Here is a 14,984-nt window from a genome sequence, read left to right as displayed (position 1 = left end):
CCATTAGCATGGTTAGTGGCAACCAATCCGGATATACAGGAAAAGATGGTAACCAATCCAAGTGCGCACTCAGAGGATGCGCTGGATCAGGATATCAGCTATGTGGTAACCGTGGAGATTGTCAAGTTCAGTGTGCCAGTTAATACTAATGTACAACCATGAAAATTCCCTTAACTCAAGCTATTATATGAAAAAAATTTTAGACTTATTATTCCTGACAGCCATAGGCTCCTTACATAATTGGGTGCTTTGGATAATCCTGGGGGCTATTGTTACCCTAATTCTGGAAGGCAACAGCAACGACGGCTTTGCCAATACGACGCAGGCAGTGATTGTTGCCAGTGTTGTGCTGGCTGTGTTATCCGCTATTTACAATTTAAAGCGGATAAAATGATACTAACCATCTACGCTACGCTATTGCCTTACCTGTTTTTGCCCTACATCTATTGGGATTCCCGACAAGACTACAAGGCAATATTAGCCGATGGCAGTAAAGATTCTTTACGGAGTAAGTGGCACCGGCAAGGTGCTACTATCCGGATGGCTGTAATTGCTGGCTTTTGTTTACCTCTGGTGGCTAATAGTCTACTGTCTTTTTGGGCAGGAGAACTACTATTATTCTTTGAGTTCTGGCTGGTGTTTGACTTGCTGCTGAATATACACAGGGGCAAGTCCTTGTTGTACGTTGGCCAGACTGCAGCCATTGATAAGTTCTTCAGAAGGTTTAATCACCATGAAGTAGTAATGCTAACGGCTAAACTGATTGGCCTTTTTATCTCTTTCTATTTATTCTACAATGCCACAATACACTAAAACCTTAACCATCCAAATTCAGCGCCATTGTCCGGCTAATGGGATATTCTTACGCTGGTTAAATCCGATCTGTGGCTGGGATGGCTGGCTCTTTACGGGCGATACCGATGAAGATGCAGCCGAAGGCGAAAGCAGTTACTACTTACCAGTGGGCGCAAGAGTAGAAACGGTTTTAGCCAAACAGGTAAACGATGGCTTAACCGTGAGAGCTGGTAACCTGACCAACGATCAGGCCCGGGCTATCCGGTATATCCAGAGTTCTCCTAGGGTGCAACGGGTGCATGCAGATGGCAGCATTCAGGAGGTGAAGCTACTCAGCTATAACGATAAGATTATTGCTGGTGCTGATAAGCGGCAAAGCATCCAGTTACAAATTGATTTAGGCAAACGCAATACCCAAACGAATTAAAACTATGACAGCATCAGAAGCAAAGGCAATAGCCCATGAAGTAGAAAGGAATGATCCATTAACCTCTTTATTCGATACTATTAAAACGCATGCAGAAACAGGGCAATACAATATTTTTTACGAGGATGGTCTTTCTGATATAAAGATTGAAACCCTTAGAGGTAAGGGTTATAAAGTATCCGGAATGAGGTCTTATTTAAGAATTAGCTGGGAATAATGGCAGACAAACTTATACTGGAAGGGGAAGAAGTAGAACTGGGGGCGGCTGTGGTGGCCATTACGCTACAATCAAACGATATTACCAAACCGGAATCTATTCAGGCTAATTACTCCAACTCTATCCAAATTCCACCTACCCAAAAGAACCGGCGGCTGTTAGGCTTTGCCGATCAGGTTAATTCCGGCTCCGCAATTCCTTACAAGGTTTTGGATGCCAGGATTTTTAAGGATGGGGTGGAGGTCGTACCGAAAGGCAAAGGTGAGCTGTTAAACGGCTCCTTTGAGCTGGATATTTATTCGGGTAACCGGAATTTCTTTGACCAGTTAGGAGATAAATCTATTCAGGATTTAGACTTGTCCGAGTTCAATCATACCTGGAACTTTGGCACTATCCAGCACAATGCAGCAAACAGCAATTGGCAGCAAGGGTATGTGTATGACTTATACGACCGGGGCAAAGGAGTAAACCTAAACGCGGTAGATTGTTTCAGCTTGTACCCGTCCGTATTTGCCCGGCAGGTTTGGGAAAGGATATTCAAAGAGGCTGGCTTTACCTATACCGGCTTTGAGCACCCGATGCTGGATAAGCTGCTGCTGCCATTAACAGAGTTATTCGAGTTTAATGAGGAGTATAAAAAGGCCCGGCAGTTCCGGGTTACCAATACCGTAGATGGGGTTTATGAGCGGATTGCCCATGATACGGTGGTAGTTCGCTATAATTCGGTAAAGTCAGGTTATGGCGTAGATACCAATGGGGGTTTCCAGTTAGCTAATTCCCGGTATGTGATTGATCAGCCAAGGATCATGACCTTTAGTGCTGGTGTAAGAGTTGGTTTAAGAACCTTATCAGGTAGCCTGGAAGGGAAGTTATCCATTCGGGTAAATGATCAGGATATAGCGGCTTCTGCTTTCACTAATCCGATTGGAGATCATGAGGTAAGATACCTGACCGTTTCCAGTGAGCCAAGATTAATGATGCCTGGAGATGTAGTAGAAGTAAAGCTTCGGGTAGGTGATAATACAGACCTTCAGGTACAGCCCAGATGGTATATCTATTACAATGCAACCGGCTCAGAAACCCCTTACTTTTCCGGTACCGTCTTAGGCGAGTTTCCCAAAGGTGGCCAGGTGGAGTTAGCGCAATGGTTGCCCGATATTAGCCAGAAGGATTTTATTAAAAGCATTGTACAACTCTTTGGCCTTACTTTCCAGACTGAGCTATTCCGGGATACCATTAAGATTAACACCTTCTCTAAGGTTATAGAGAACATTCCTAATGCTATTAATATTAGCAATTGGGTGCACCATCCGGAAAGTATCAGGCCCTCGTTTAAGTTCGGCGACTTTGCCCAGGGGAATAAGATTAGCTGGCAGGAAGATGATACGGTTAAAAAAGGCTTTAACAATGGAGAAATCCTGATTGCTGATACTACTTTAGAAGCGGAAAAGGTTATTATAGAGCTGCCTTATGCAGCTACGGAAAAACTAGGAGAACTCTTGTCTTTGCCGATGTGGAAAGCTAAGTATGATACTAACCCGGTGCAATATGATGAGCAAAGCATTAAGCCCAGATTAGTAGTGCAGGGCCCGGATAGTATGCCGTTTACCCTGGTGGAATATGCTGCTAATGGAACGGATATTAAGACCAGCCGCCCTGTAGAAAGCCCGTTAGCTTATCACGTGGATGCTTCAAAGGATTATGACCTGAATATTCAGGAGTACATTATTCCTACTTTCTACCCTACGTTGCTGGCTATCCTGGATGGTACCAAAGTTTTAACGGTGCAGGTAAAAACCCCGGCGCAGTTTATTCAGGACTTTGACCAATCCGTACCTGTTTGGGTGGATTACTGGCAGAACTACTTTTACATCAACAAAATAAACGAATTTATTAATAGTCACTCCCTGACGGAATGGGAGCTTGTAAGATTGTAAATGGCACAGAAACCAGGTGAAGTATTGGTGTTGCATGTGGATACACAACAATACCAGAAAGAAATTGCCGAAGCTACGGCTAAGCTAGTAGTTCTTAAAAACCAGACTGCCTTACTGGATGATGCCATGAAGAAAGGCAACATCACGGTAGATGAATACGCCAAAAGAAGCTCCCAACTGAAAGGAGAAATCCAGGCCACTACCCAGCAGCAAAACGCGCAGATAAAGGTATTAAACCAGTATACCTCCATTAATAAGCATGCAGCCGGATCAGTTGACCAGTTAAAGGCTCAGTTAGCAGTCTTAACCAGCCAATACAACGCGCTGAGTGAAGAGGAACGGGAAAATACCAAGGAGGGGAAAGCATTAGCTAATCAAACTAAAGAAATTAATGATAAGCTGAAAGAAGCCGGTAAAACGGTGGGAGATTTTCGCCGGGATGTTGGTAACTACACCGGGGGTATTTTAAAAGCTGTGGATGGCACGGGCTTGCTGGCAGATGTAACGGCTAAAATAGAAAATGCTCAGCAGGCCTGGAATGCTACCCTAAAAATCACCAAGGCTTCCATAGGTGGCAATGTTTCCGGATTAAAAGCTTTAAAGTTAGCCTTAGCAGCTACTGGTATTGGTGCGGTGGTACTGCTGTTAGGTGGTTTAATCACCTTCCTAACCAGAACGCAGGAGGGTATTGATTTTGTGTCTACTAAAACCAAGGGCCTTACCACTGTTTTAGGGGTGTTAACAGATAAGCTTTCTGATGTTGGGGAAATGATGTTTAATGCTTTCTCCAATCCGAAAAAAGCGTTGCAGGATTTAATGGGGTTTCTCGAAGGTCAGGTAACTAATCGGTTAAAGTCCTTTGGTGTTATTTTGGAAGCTTTACAGAAACGGGATTTTGTAAAACTGAATGACGGTATCATTCAACTAGCTACAGGTATAACAGATGCCAGTGGTAAAACCAAGGCGTTTACCAAAGAGCTTAATGATGTTCGCAAGGCTGGGGAATCTATTGAAAAAGAAAACCAACGCATCCGGGATGCGGAAAGAGCCTTGAATATTGAACGATCTAAATCAAGAGCCCAGATTGAGCAATTAAAATTAGTGGCAGAAGATCAGAGCAAAAGTGAACAAGTCCGGATCAAGGCCGCAAAAGAAGCCTTTGCATTGGAGCAGGCCGGATTAGATAAGGCTATCAAATTACAGAATGACCGGATTGAAAATATCAAACGGGAACAGGCTCTTACCAAAAACCTTACAGAAGATAATAATAAATTAGCAGAGGAGCAGATAAAACTGGAAGAGTTAAGAGAGGAAAGTTTTGGCCGGCAAACGGAATTAAATAACAAAGTTAATGATCTGCAAAAACAAACGCAGCAAAGAATTAAGGAGGCCAGAGATAAACGCACGAAAGAAGAAATAAAAGCAGAGAAAATGGCTATTGAATTACGCATAGCCCAGGCCAAAGAAGGTAGCCAGGAATTATTGGATGCTGAATTGGCTATGCTGGACTTTGAAAAAGAGCAAAAGCAGAAAGCTTATCGGATGGGGACTACGGGTTATTTGTTAGCCCAGGCAGAATACCAAAATGCGGCCTTGAAATTAACCCAGGAACACGCGCAAAAGTTAATTGAGGTAGAGAAAAAGCGGATAGAGGATTTTAAAGCCTTAACTGAAAAAGAATACAACGAGCAAACTAAAAACACACAGGACTTCTTTACCCAAAAGAATACGGAGTTAATCAATCTGCTGAATCAGGGCAAGGTTTCTTTGGATAAGTTTACCGCTAAGGGGATGCAGGATCAACTGGCAGAAATGGAAGCCCAGTTACAGAATGCAAAAGACTATGGGCAAAGCACTATTGATATTGAAAATCAGATAGCCCAGCAACGTTATAACATTAAGAAGTTTGAAGTAGAGCAGGATAAAAAATTAGAGGATACCCGGTACGAATTTGTAACGACCAGCTTAGGAGCCCTACAAAACTTTATCAGCGCAGCCGGGAGCAACTCCAAAGAGGCGGCAGAATTTGCCAAAGCCTTAGCCCTGTTCCAAATCGGTATTGATACGGCCCGGTCCATTTCCCAGATTATTACTTTAGCTACGGCTCTATCTGCTGATAATATTCTATCCGGAGGTTTAGCCGTTCCCATTAAGATTGCTACACTGAGTGCCTCCGTACTGGCTAACTTTGCGCAGGTGAAAAAGATGTTGAGTGAAGAAGTACCAGATGCTCCGAAGTTTGCCAAAGGTGGTAATTTAGGCTATATCCTGGAAGGCCCATCACATGCCCAGGGCGGTATTGGGTTGTATACTCCAAGTGGCAGGAAAGTAGGGGAAGCTGAAGGCGATGAGATAATCCTGACCTCAGGCGTTACCAAAGACCCCGGCTTATTTAGAGCAGCTTCTTTAATTAACCAGTTAGGAGGGGGCAAACCTCTGATGCCTTCCCGGTACATGGCTGATGGTGGCCGGATTAAAGATATGGGTATTGATTATAGGCCAACGCTGGTGCATCAGAGAATGCCGGCGCAAGGAGGGGCAACTGCTAAAGAAATAGCTAAAGAGTTATCCAAGATGAAGATTTACACCCATGTAACCGATGTAAAGAAAGGGTTAAACCGGGTAGAAATGAAGCAAAACAGGACTGATATTTAATCAGTCCTGTGCTATTATTGTTTTACAAACTCGTAGGTCTGTTTATTTTTCTGAGAGGTTTTGGTTACACCATTCTCTTCATAGTTGACATTCTTAGTCTGTTCAATAGACCAGGTCATGTTTGTTTTGTTTAATCTGGTTAAATCAAACCCGGTCTTTGCTCCTCCATTTTTAGATAAGTAAAGGGTGGTTTTGCCCGATACAGTTTCCAACGTATAATCTTGCGTGTCAAAAACAGCGCCATTGGCATTAGCCAAATCAAGTTGCTTTTCTTTGAAGATTGCTAATCCATTACTGTTCTGTGTTTCCTCATACAGCTTAGCCCCAGAAGAGTTGTAGTATTCAGATTTAAGTGAGCTTGATTTCCATGTCCCTTTTACCAGCTCTGCCGGTGTCTGGGTAGCTGGTTTGTTGTCATCATCTTTGGTGCAACTTGAGAAGCCCAACGGCAGCAGGATCAGAAAGGCCAGGATTTTGGTTAGGTGTTTCATGGTGTTTGTTTTTGGTGAAAGGGTGCTAATGTAATGATTTGAATATATTTCTTTTAAAATGTTGCACATTGTACAATTCAATTCCGTATATTAGGGTATGATAACGCTTAAAGAGGTTCATGCCCAGATGGAAAATCTGGATATTAGGCCGGTACAGATTGTTAGGGATACAGGTTTAGAGAAAAGCCAGGTATCCCGGTTGTTATCCGGCGAAAGACCCATGACCAAGCCGGTAAAGGCCATGTTCTTTTATTATTTTAAATATTTAGAAAAGAAGTAAGATGGAAGAGTTTAGAGAATTAAAAGAAATGTTTAGGGATAGTCCAATTTCAGCCACTTTACAGTCGGCATATGTAATCCTTTTAGTATTAGTAATACTTGATGGTTGTTTGGATTCTATAAAGTTGTTTTCTGATTCTTTTATAGTTGGCATTATACTGCCTTTCTTGGTATCGTTTGTATTAAGCAGATTAAGAAAGTCATGAATTTTATTATTTTAAATATTTAGAAAAGAAGTAAATATGGAAGCTAGTGAATTAAGAATTGGTAACTGGGTTAAATGCCCTCATGGTGATGTTCAGATTGAAAGGTTTATAGACCTTGGAGTGCGTTTCATTGATGGAAGTGGTGGCACTTTTAGCTCTATTGATCCTATTCCTTTAACTTCTGAATGGCTGGGAAGATTTGGGTTTGATGTTAGAGATGACAACCCAAAACAAAAGCCCCATTACGAAGGCGATGTATTAATAAATATTGCTGGCTTTGAATTTACAAACAGCATGAAAGATGGGTTTTACTCTTACGGTGTAAATGATGGGAATACTATTCTTTCTTACGTTCACCAACTCCAAAACTTTTACTTTGCGGTCAAAGGTAAAGAACTTGAATTAAAAGAAATAGAAGCCTCCTAATCAAGAGGTTTTTTTATTTCCCGTTCCAGTACACTCTTAGCAATACCCAAATGTCCCTCTGCATTGGCATAAATCTGCTCTATGCTCCGAAGGTGTGAATTAATGGAGTCTATACTGGTTTTAAATTGAAAGTGGTCGATTAAATCCAGCTTCAAAACATCGGGTAATTGCTGCTTAACCTCATCCAGCTTTTCTTTTATTTCACGCTGGTTGCTCTGTACGGTGCCAATTAACTGTAGTAGCTCGTAGAATTGTTCAGTATCCATGCTCATGGCTTAAAGATACTATTATAAATAAATTAACGTATATTAGTGTATGGAAACACGAGAAGAGTTAATTAATGAGATTTGTTTACTTACTGGTTTTTCAGAAGAACAGGTTATAAAATCCTTAGATGAACTGTTTTGCAACCCTTGGAGCGCTTTGCGGTTCGTAGTTTTTATAGGGCGTTTCCCAAACAAGGAAGAGCAAGAATTGATTAATAAAGAAGGTGTTGATAAAATCTGCAAATCATTAACCCTATCTCCAACCTATTAACTAAAACTCAACCCCTCCGCGCCGGGAAACTTCTTATTCTTGACTTCATTTAACCGCTCCTCACTCATCCGGACTAATTCCGGGTACCAGGCAAGGGCATCCTCATAGATAAAAGACCGGATATTTACCAGTTCAGTAGTGCCGGTTTTAAGCCAGATTTCTCCCCAATATTCTCCATCGGGCATCCAAAAAAGGTGTACGTCTGCTCCGCGTTCCCGTGACCTGATATAATTGCCTTCAGCTAAAAGCTTATCTGCTCGCTGCTCATAAGTGAGCGCGTTGAAACGGTATAGCTTCTCCAGTTCAAGAGCCATAGTAGTAAGATTTAATTGGTGGAAAGGAAAGGTAGTAAATTATTCTGAATCCCGGATAGCCTTATGAATCAGATGCCGCAGGAAAGCGGTTACGGTAGGAAATCCGTTTTGCTTTGCTGCTTTTTTTAGCGCTTTCCGAGTAGAGGAAGATATGGGTTGTCTTATCCAAACGTGGGACATAAGAAAAATGTTATCTTTTTCTTTGTGGTAAATAAATTATATATAAAAGTAGCGATTTATATATAATATATTTACACCAATGGCAAAAGAATTACATATCAGGATTGATTCACACATAGGTTTACTAGATGATGGATGGGGCTGGTGGCCGGGGTTTACCGTTCTGGAATTGGAATGGAGACTACAGGAGATCCCAGATCCAACAAAAGTAATTCTACACATTAGCTCCCCAGGTGGTGATGTGCAAGAAGGGTTGGCTATTTATAACCGCTTACTCGAATTAAGGGAGACCGGAATAACAGTAGCTGTAATTATAGAAAGCCATTGCTACTCCATTGCTACTTTAATTGCTATGGCTGCAAGTCCTGGTTTATTACAAGCCAGAGAATCTTCTTTGTGGTGTGTTCACAAACCCATGTACCCTGAAATTCATTTTGCTAATGCAGATGACTTAAGGGCTTATGCCAATAACCTGGATGCTTACGAGGCCGCAGTAAATGCAGCTTATGTAACCAGAACAGGAAAATCATTGGCAGATGTACAAGCTCAGTTAAGACTTGATGCCATTGTTAGTGCAAGTGATGCAGTGGCAACTGGTTGGATTGATTCTACTTTACCCGCGCTGGATGGTGTTTCTGATGCCTCCGCTAAAGCAGTAGCAGCTCTTAAACCTGTAGCTTTTGTAAGACCTAAAAAAAATGAATTAAAACAAACTGATACAAACATGGCAAATACTAAAAAGCCTTCTGCCTGGGAGAAATTTAAAACCGCTTTTCAGACTATTATAGCCGAAGAGGAAAACAACGATCCGGAAGTAGTAGCCGCTTCTCAAGAATTAGAAGGTGGTGAGCAAATCTATTTTGATGGTGATTTAGCGGAAGGTACCGCCGTTTTCACAGATGTGGAATTAACTACGCCGGTGGCCGATGGTGACCACAAATTAGCGGATGGCAGAACCATCACCGTGGCAGAAGGCAAAGTTACCGCCATTGCCGAAGCGGTTGACGCTAATGCTCAAGCCTTAGCCGATAAGGATCAGGAAATCCAGAATCTGCAAACCGAACTGGAAACAGCTAAAGCAGAAGCTGGCAAGGTGGCTGGCTTAGAGGCAAAGGTTACGAACCTTACCACTGAGATTACCAACCTGAGAAAGAAACACGTGCCGGGTGGTGGTGATAATGCACATAATCCTCCGCAAAACTTTAATGGAGCCGGTGGTGCTCCTGCAAACAGTAAAGAAGCTGCCTTTAATAATGCGGCTGAACGATTCAAGAAAAAATATTCCAAATAATAGCCATGGCAGATAAAACCTTATTCCAAGACAACATAACCTGGGACGGCCAGGAGGCAGATGAAATTTTCACCCAACCGGTCTTTGCTGATCCGGACTTATTGGGTACAGTGCGGGTTATCCCGAATATTATTAGCAAGAAAAAAATAGCAGTTGATTCACTGTTAGATAAAATTCTGAGAGCGGTTAATGAATGCGGGCGCAACCCTTCCGGTAAACTTATTACCCTTTCTGAGCTGGCTATTGAAGTTGAGCGGGTTGGTTTTGATTTAGAGCAATGCGCTTTGGCTTTGGAAGATGGCTTCTTAGAGCAATTCTTAAATAAAGGCAACAAAATTTTTGACCTGGATGGCACTTATATTAAGTCCTACCTGGAAGGTAAAATTGTAGATGCGCTTAAACTTGATATTCCTCGGGTTATCTGGTTTGGTGATAAAGCCTCTGCTGATCCAAATTACAACATGTTGGATGGTTTGTTTAAGCATATGTTTGCTTTGGCTGCTACCAACTCTGGTATGATTGGCCCGGCTATCCCAGCCACTTTGCCTGATGCTTCTACTGAGGCAGGCGCTAAAGCCATTGTTGCCATGTTCAAAGGCTTATACGATAAGCAATCCCGCGCGCTTAAAACCGTACCGGCTAACCGCAAACGGTTTATTGTAAACATGGAAATCGCGGAAGCATTGCAAGATGCTTATACTACCTTGGCTGGTCAAAACAGCGGAGATATCTTTATCCGTCGTAACCAAAACGGTGAAGGTTTGGACGTGTTCAAGTATAAAAATATCGATGTAATCGGTATGGCACACTGGACGGACATTGTTGAAACTGACTTTGCGGGTGCTCAGAACTTACGCATGGTGTTAACTGAAACTCAAAACTTGGTAGTAGGTACTGACCGGATTCAGGATTTGATGGATGTTTTATTCCAATATCATCCTTACCCACGCGTGAACACTTTGGAAGCAAACTTCAAATTGGGTACGCTGGTACTGTTGCCGGTTCTGACAGTGTACTCAATTCAAAACGCTTAATCTGAAAGGAGGAAATAATATGAGTTTATGTTCACCTTTAACTGGGGCTATTGACTTTGCTCCCAGTTGTAATGCGCTAAAAAAAAAGGGCGGCATCTCAAAACGGATTTATTACGGGTCTGTGGACGATGTAGCCGCTTATACAGTGGATGCAACGACCAAAGAATTAAAAACCCTGGTGATGAAAACAGGGAAAAGACTGTACTCCGCAACGGGTAAAAAATATACCAACAACACTACTTTGGGCAATACCCAAAACACAAATGGGCCTTTATTTCAGCACCAGGTGGTTTTCGGGTTCTACTACGATACCCAGTTAGAAAAAGAGGGCTATGAAGCCTTAGCCGGAACGGATGACATTTTTACAATTGTAGAGTTAAACTCTGGTAAAATGGAAGCCTACGGGTTAGTAGGAGCAAATGGAGGTAAAGCGGAAGGCATGACAGTAACCTCAGCAGGGGGTTCTGGAACAGCTGCTGCTGATGCTTCTAACCTGGTATTAACCTTTGTGGGTGAAGAAGATAAACTTCCTGTGTTTTGTGCCTTTGGGGTAGACCTGGCGGCTGATATTGCTTACCTGGATGGGTTGAAAACTCCTGCTGCTTAATCTTTGTTTGTTTAATTATTTTTTTTGGTGGATTGGGAGCCGCATTGTCTGCAAAGGCTTGCGGCTCTTTCACTTAAAATATGGAGCTACAAGAAAGAACCCGGCAATGGTTAGCTACTCCGATGCCTACGGGCAATAAGAGTACTTACTTCCAGGAATTAAACACCTTATACTTTGAGATTACCGGCACACGGGTTACCTGTACAGGTTGCAATTACTACCCGATGAAAGCCAAGATTGAATCATTTGTAACTAATCCAATAATCCAAACCCAATTAATTACAACTATGGCAACAGAAACAAAATATCAATTCACCAAAGAGGCAATTGCCAACAAGGTAGATAAATCCGGCATTGTCCTGCATTTGGAATCTGCTACTAAAGTTATCAAGGCTGATACCATTAATGATAAGGATGTAGAATATATCCTGAATAACAAAAGCTTGAAAGCAGCCTATGGTCACAACTTTGAGTTGAAAGCCGGCACGGAAGCAGCTGCTAAAACTTCTAAAAAAAAAGAAGCACCAGCACCAGAAACAGCAAAACCAGAGACTAAGGAAACCGAAGCACCAACTGAATAACCAAACTCCTCATGCCTGAAACACCGGCTAAAAAAAGCAAGTCTGTAAAAGCTAGGGCTATCAATCTTGCTCCTAAGAACGTGGCTGGTACAACTACGCCTCGTACGGTAGAGCAAAAGAATAAAGAGCAAGCCAAAGTTATCAAATGGGGTAGCAATGATAAGTTGCCTCATGAGATTATTACGCTCGTTAAGGAAAGCCCAACCCTACGCCGGTGTTTAGCGAAACTGGATAACTTTATTCAGGCGGATGGTTTTTCTGATCCGGAAGCTGCTGAGTTCATGGTAAACGATAAGCAGACTGCTGATGATCTTTTAAATCAGATAGCTAATGATGCTGCTAATTTCGGCGGTGCTTTTGCGCTACGAGTTAAATACAACCTTGACTTAGAACCGGCTCAGGCTATTTATGTGCCTATCCAAACAGTAAGGAAACTGGATTCTGGCCAATTTCTGGTAAACCACACCCTTGGCACGAAGGATTACAAAAAGGAACATGATCAAATACTTGATCCCTTTAATCCGGACAATGAAGATGGCATAATGGAAATGCTAATCGAAGTTGAAGCTCAGGTAAACGAAGGCAAGGAAGCAAACCAACGGGGCCAGCTGTATTTCTATTACCGTAAAACCGGTTTAACTCCTGATTATCCGGAGCCGGAATGGTTAGCCGGTAAAGAGGATATTGAAACCGATGCCCAAATACCTAAAAGCGATAACAAAGCGGTTAAAAAGAATTTCCGGCCGGCTGTTATTGTGGAGGTATTGGGCGACATTGATGATACTCCTGATCCAGATACAGGGCGTAGTGATTGGGATGATATTGAGGATACCATAAAAGAATTAACGGATCCGGAAAACGAGTGTGAGGCGGTGGTGATCAATACCCCAACTACGGAAGGTGGTACCAAGCTGCACTCCTTTGATTCCAAGGCTACGCTTACGGCCATGGACCCGAAACGCCAAACCATTGCGGAGGCTGTTTGTCGTCATGCTGGTATTCATTCGGCTTTAGTCTTTAAAACACCGGGGCAGTTAGGGCAAAGTCAGGAAGTTTTAAACCTGATTCAGATGCAACAAGCCGAAGTGAACCCGATTCAGCGCCAAATTACCAGAGCTTTTACCAGGATATTCCCTAAGACAGAAGGAGGTGCCGAAATAGATTGGACTATCAGTACTTATAGCCCGATTAAAGCTATTCCTCCAGAAATGTGGGAAGTAATGACAGCAGAGGAAAAGCGGAATTATGCCGGTTTGCCTGAGTTGGCAGCACCACAGAGTACAGAAGCTGAAAAGACCTTGCAGGCACTTAATGGCCTTTCGCCCTTAGTAGCCAACAAAGTACTGGAGAGCATGTCAGATGAAGAAATACGGGCGCTGATTGGCCTGAAAGGTTCTAAACCACAAACGACAACCACCAATGAAGATAACCAAGGCTGATTTCCCGGAGTTCGTGGATTTTACCCAAAATCTGGAGGAAAGAAAGATAAACAACTTCATCACCATTGCCTTTGACCGCGATGTAAAGCCGAAGCTTACGGCTATTGTCCTGGCTAAAATACAGCCAGATACTTTACCGGATGAAGATCAGGCACTATGGGAAAGAGTACGCGCCTATTGGGTATTTGCAGCTTATTACCGCCATTGTTTAATACATGGCATTGCTCATACGCAATCCGGTTTTGTCGTGCCAGTAGGGGAAGGATATGAGCAGATAACCGATAAAAGGAGGGCTGAACTGATGGCCTTGGTAGAACGGGATATATATTTCTACGAAGGTGAGATGAATAAATACATCACAACCAACTACCTGAGCCAAGCTATTGAATGTGGAACTCCTACCAAACGCAAGAACAGAATTGGTTTATGGGTGGTGAAGCATGATGCTAAACCCAGAACCAAACCAACCATTGCTTTACCTCCATCAGAGGGAGAGGTGGGAGAATTACCCGATTACACAGAACCAGATTACACCTTATAAAAATGGCATTAAAATTAGATACCAGAAGTGCCTTAGGCCGCATCCTGATACTCAACTTCAGGGCTATTATGAAGTTTGCGGTTTCGGTGGAGAATCGTTTCAAGGCAATTCAGCAGCAGATTGGTGGCATATCCGGAGGGGTAACTGAAGAACAGTTGAATGAGAGTTTAACTGATGTGCATGCGCAACTGCAAACAGCGGCTAGTAATGCCAGTAGTGCTTTAACAGGTTTAGTAAGCCGGTTTGAGGAACACACAGTGACAACAACAGGAGCGGCACAAGCTTTAGCTACGGGTAGTCAACCAAGATTGATTACGGTAGAAATAGATAGTAACCGGGATAATGATATTGTTTATATGTACACACCGGGGAAACCTTTAAAAGAATTATTCTGGTTATAATGGGAGCAGGAGAAAGACTTAATAACAAGTTAAAAGCTGACGGTGAGTTTCAGCTAACCAAACACAATTACGATGATATTGCTAAGAACACAGTAGAAGCTAATAAAACAGCTTTAACCGGAACCTTGTATACACCGAGAATACAGCAGGTAAGTGATTATAATTTACTATTAAGAAGTAGCGGAACGGTTGCCCGGCACCAAATGAGCTGGTTCTTTGGCAAGTCTGCCAAAACGATTAATGCAATCGGGGTTTTTATCTTTCGTTTAAAAAGTGAATCCAATATTTCCGATGTACGGGTGCAGGTACTCTCTAAACGGAATGGGGCAGTAACGATTCATTTAGATACTACCTTGTTAGCTGCCACTTTGGCGGCTTATAATACCACCGTTTATTCGGGGAAACCGGAGCATTACGAAAAGAGAATTGCTTTAAACACCCCGGCCAGTTTACAAAATGGGGATGAATTGTTTATTTCCATCCAATCCGTTAATGGGATCAACCCCTTTTATAGTCAAAGTAATGTAACAACCAGCGCCGGGGAATGGAATTTAAGCGGAAGCCCTTACCGCTCCTGGGCGAGTACAGCGAGTACAGCTACTTACGCGGATATACCAGCAAGACCT

General features: G+C 42.6%; 21 protein-coding genes. 17 read left to right on the top strand and 4 right to left on the bottom strand.

Features of this window, described 5'->3' with window-relative positions; all coding sequences use genetic code 11:
- Nucleotides 1–187 precede the first annotated feature (187 nt).
- From ADHAQ_RS0123960 to ADHAQ_RS0123935, 6 genes are read left to right on the top strand one after another with little or no spacing between them, the layout of a single operon-like run.
- Complete coding sequence (locus ADHAQ_RS0123960; RefSeq protein WP_026463656.1) at nucleotides 188–394, top strand: hypothetical protein; 207 nt, start codon at nucleotides 188–190, stop codon at nucleotides 392–394.
- A complete protein-coding gene (locus ADHAQ_RS0123955) occupies nucleotides 391–813 on the top strand; it encodes a hypothetical protein (RefSeq protein WP_026463657.1) in 423 nt (140 codons plus the stop codon). The genes ADHAQ_RS0123960 and ADHAQ_RS0123955 overlap by 4 nt, the downstream gene beginning before the upstream one ends.
- Nucleotides 797–1,222 carry a Rossmann-fold NAD(P)-binding domain-containing protein gene (locus tag ADHAQ_RS0123950; RefSeq protein ID WP_026465081.1) on the top strand — a complete coding sequence of 142 codons (426 nt, stop codon included), beginning with the start codon at nucleotides 797–799 and terminating at the stop codon, nucleotides 1,220–1,222. Before ADHAQ_RS0123955 ends, ADHAQ_RS0123950 begins: the two co-directional genes overlap by 17 nt.
- Before the next feature lie 4 nt (nucleotides 1,223–1,226).
- Entirely contained in the window at nucleotides 1,227–1,439 is a 213-nt protein-coding gene (locus ADHAQ_RS0123945; protein ID WP_026465080.1) for a hypothetical protein, read from the top strand.
- A complete protein-coding gene (locus ADHAQ_RS0123940) occupies nucleotides 1,439–3,376 on the top strand; it encodes a hypothetical protein (protein ID WP_026465079.1) in 1,938 nt (645 codons plus the stop codon). The genes ADHAQ_RS0123945 and ADHAQ_RS0123940 overlap by 1 nt, the downstream gene beginning before the upstream one ends.
- On the top strand, nucleotides 3,377–6,031 hold the full coding sequence (locus ADHAQ_RS0123935) for a hypothetical protein (RefSeq protein WP_026465078.1): 2,655 nt from the start codon (nucleotides 3,377–3,379) through the stop codon (nucleotides 6,029–6,031).
- 14 nt (nucleotides 6,032–6,045) lie between these two features.
- Here the strand turns inward: ADHAQ_RS0123935 and ADHAQ_RS0123930 are convergent, their stop codons facing one another.
- Nucleotides 6,046–6,522 carry a hypothetical protein gene (locus ADHAQ_RS0123930; RefSeq protein WP_026465077.1) on the bottom strand — a complete coding sequence of 159 codons (477 nt, stop codon included), beginning with the start codon at nucleotides 6,520–6,522 and terminating at the stop codon, nucleotides 6,046–6,048.
- Nucleotides 6,523–6,619: 97 nt separating this feature from the next.
- Between ADHAQ_RS0123930 and ADHAQ_RS0123925 the strand changes: the two genes are divergently transcribed.
- Both ADHAQ_RS0123925 and ADHAQ_RS0123915 read left to right on the top strand, forming a co-directional pair.
- Nucleotides 6,620–6,802, top strand: coding sequence for a hypothetical protein (locus ADHAQ_RS0123925; protein ID WP_026465076.1), 183 nt, complete (start codon nucleotides 6,620–6,622; stop codon nucleotides 6,800–6,802).
- A gap of 241 nt (nucleotides 6,803–7,043) precedes the next feature.
- Nucleotides 7,044–7,433 (top strand): hypothetical protein, encoded by a 390-nt coding sequence (locus ADHAQ_RS0123915; RefSeq protein ID WP_026465074.1) that lies wholly within the window; start codon nucleotides 7,044–7,046, stop codon nucleotides 7,431–7,433.
- On the opposite strand, the gene ADHAQ_RS0123910 is transcribed toward ADHAQ_RS0123915, so the two are convergent.
- On the bottom strand, nucleotides 7,430–7,699 hold the full coding sequence (locus ADHAQ_RS0123910; protein WP_211240609.1) for a hypothetical protein: 270 nt from the start codon (nucleotides 7,697–7,699) through the stop codon (nucleotides 7,430–7,432). The genes ADHAQ_RS0123915 and ADHAQ_RS0123910 overlap by 4 nt on opposite strands.
- Before the next feature lie 49 nt (nucleotides 7,700–7,748).
- On the opposite strand from ADHAQ_RS0123910, the gene ADHAQ_RS0123905 reads away from it, so the two are divergent.
- Entirely contained in the window at nucleotides 7,749–7,970 is a 222-nt protein-coding gene (locus tag ADHAQ_RS0123905; protein ID WP_026463663.1) for a UBA domain-containing protein, read from the top strand.
- On the opposite strand, the gene ADHAQ_RS0123900 is transcribed toward ADHAQ_RS0123905, so the two are convergent.
- Complete coding sequence (locus ADHAQ_RS0123900; protein WP_026465072.1) at nucleotides 7,967–8,284, bottom strand: hypothetical protein; 318 nt, start codon at nucleotides 8,282–8,284, stop codon at nucleotides 7,967–7,969. The two genes, ADHAQ_RS0123905 and ADHAQ_RS0123900, sit on opposite strands and share 4 nt — an antisense overlap.
- A gap of 39 nt (nucleotides 8,285–8,323) precedes the next feature.
- Nucleotides 8,324–8,464 carry a hypothetical protein gene (locus ADHAQ_RS28270; protein WP_157433503.1) on the bottom strand — a complete coding sequence of 47 codons (141 nt, stop codon included), beginning with the start codon at nucleotides 8,462–8,464 and terminating at the stop codon, nucleotides 8,324–8,326.
- Nucleotides 8,465–8,543: 79 nt separating this feature from the next.
- Between ADHAQ_RS28270 and ADHAQ_RS0123890 the strand changes: the two genes are divergently transcribed.
- The 8 genes from ADHAQ_RS0123890 to ADHAQ_RS28445 form a co-directional block, all read left to right on the top strand.
- A complete protein-coding gene (locus ADHAQ_RS0123890; RefSeq protein ID WP_026465071.1) occupies nucleotides 8,544–9,755 on the top strand; it encodes an ATP-dependent Clp protease proteolytic subunit in 1,212 nt (403 codons plus the stop codon).
- A 5-nt stretch (nucleotides 9,756–9,760) separates the two neighbouring features.
- Nucleotides 9,761–10,789 carry a hypothetical protein gene (locus tag ADHAQ_RS0123885; RefSeq protein WP_026465070.1) on the top strand — a complete coding sequence of 343 codons (1,029 nt, stop codon included), beginning with the start codon at nucleotides 9,761–9,763 and terminating at the stop codon, nucleotides 10,787–10,789.
- A gap of 19 nt (nucleotides 10,790–10,808) precedes the next feature.
- Nucleotides 10,809–11,396 (top strand): hypothetical protein, encoded by a 588-nt coding sequence (locus ADHAQ_RS0123880; RefSeq protein ID WP_026465069.1) that lies wholly within the window; start codon nucleotides 10,809–10,811, stop codon nucleotides 11,394–11,396.
- An 80-nt stretch (nucleotides 11,397–11,476) separates the two neighbouring features.
- Nucleotides 11,477–11,977, top strand: coding sequence for a hypothetical protein (locus ADHAQ_RS0123875; protein ID WP_026465068.1), 501 nt, complete (start codon nucleotides 11,477–11,479; stop codon nucleotides 11,975–11,977).
- Nucleotides 11,978–11,988: 11 nt separating this feature from the next.
- Entirely contained in the window at nucleotides 11,989–13,416 is a 1,428-nt protein-coding gene (locus ADHAQ_RS0123870) for a hypothetical protein (RefSeq protein WP_026465067.1), read from the top strand.
- The gene (locus ADHAQ_RS0123865; protein WP_026465066.1) at nucleotides 13,397–13,957 is read left to right on the top strand and encodes a DUF6712 family protein; all 561 of its coding nucleotides are present in this window, start codon (nucleotides 13,397–13,399) and stop codon (nucleotides 13,955–13,957) included. Before ADHAQ_RS0123870 ends, ADHAQ_RS0123865 begins: the two co-directional genes overlap by 20 nt.
- A gap of 2 nt (nucleotides 13,958–13,959) precedes the next feature.
- Nucleotides 13,960–14,358: a hypothetical protein gene (locus tag ADHAQ_RS0123860; RefSeq protein WP_026465065.1), complete on the top strand. Its 399-nt coding sequence runs from the start codon at nucleotides 13,960–13,962 to the stop codon at nucleotides 14,356–14,358.
- On the top strand, nucleotides 14,358–14,984 hold a 627-nt coding region (locus tag ADHAQ_RS28445), incomplete at its 3' end, for a hypothetical protein (protein ID WP_026465064.1). The genes ADHAQ_RS0123860 and ADHAQ_RS28445, both read left to right, overlap by 1 nt.

This window comes from Adhaeribacter aquaticus DSM 16391 (assembly GCF_000473365.1).
GTDB lineage: Bacteria > Bacteroidota > Bacteroidia > Cytophagales > Hymenobacteraceae > Adhaeribacter > Adhaeribacter aquaticus.
This window is presented reverse-complemented; position numbering and strand designations above follow the sequence as displayed.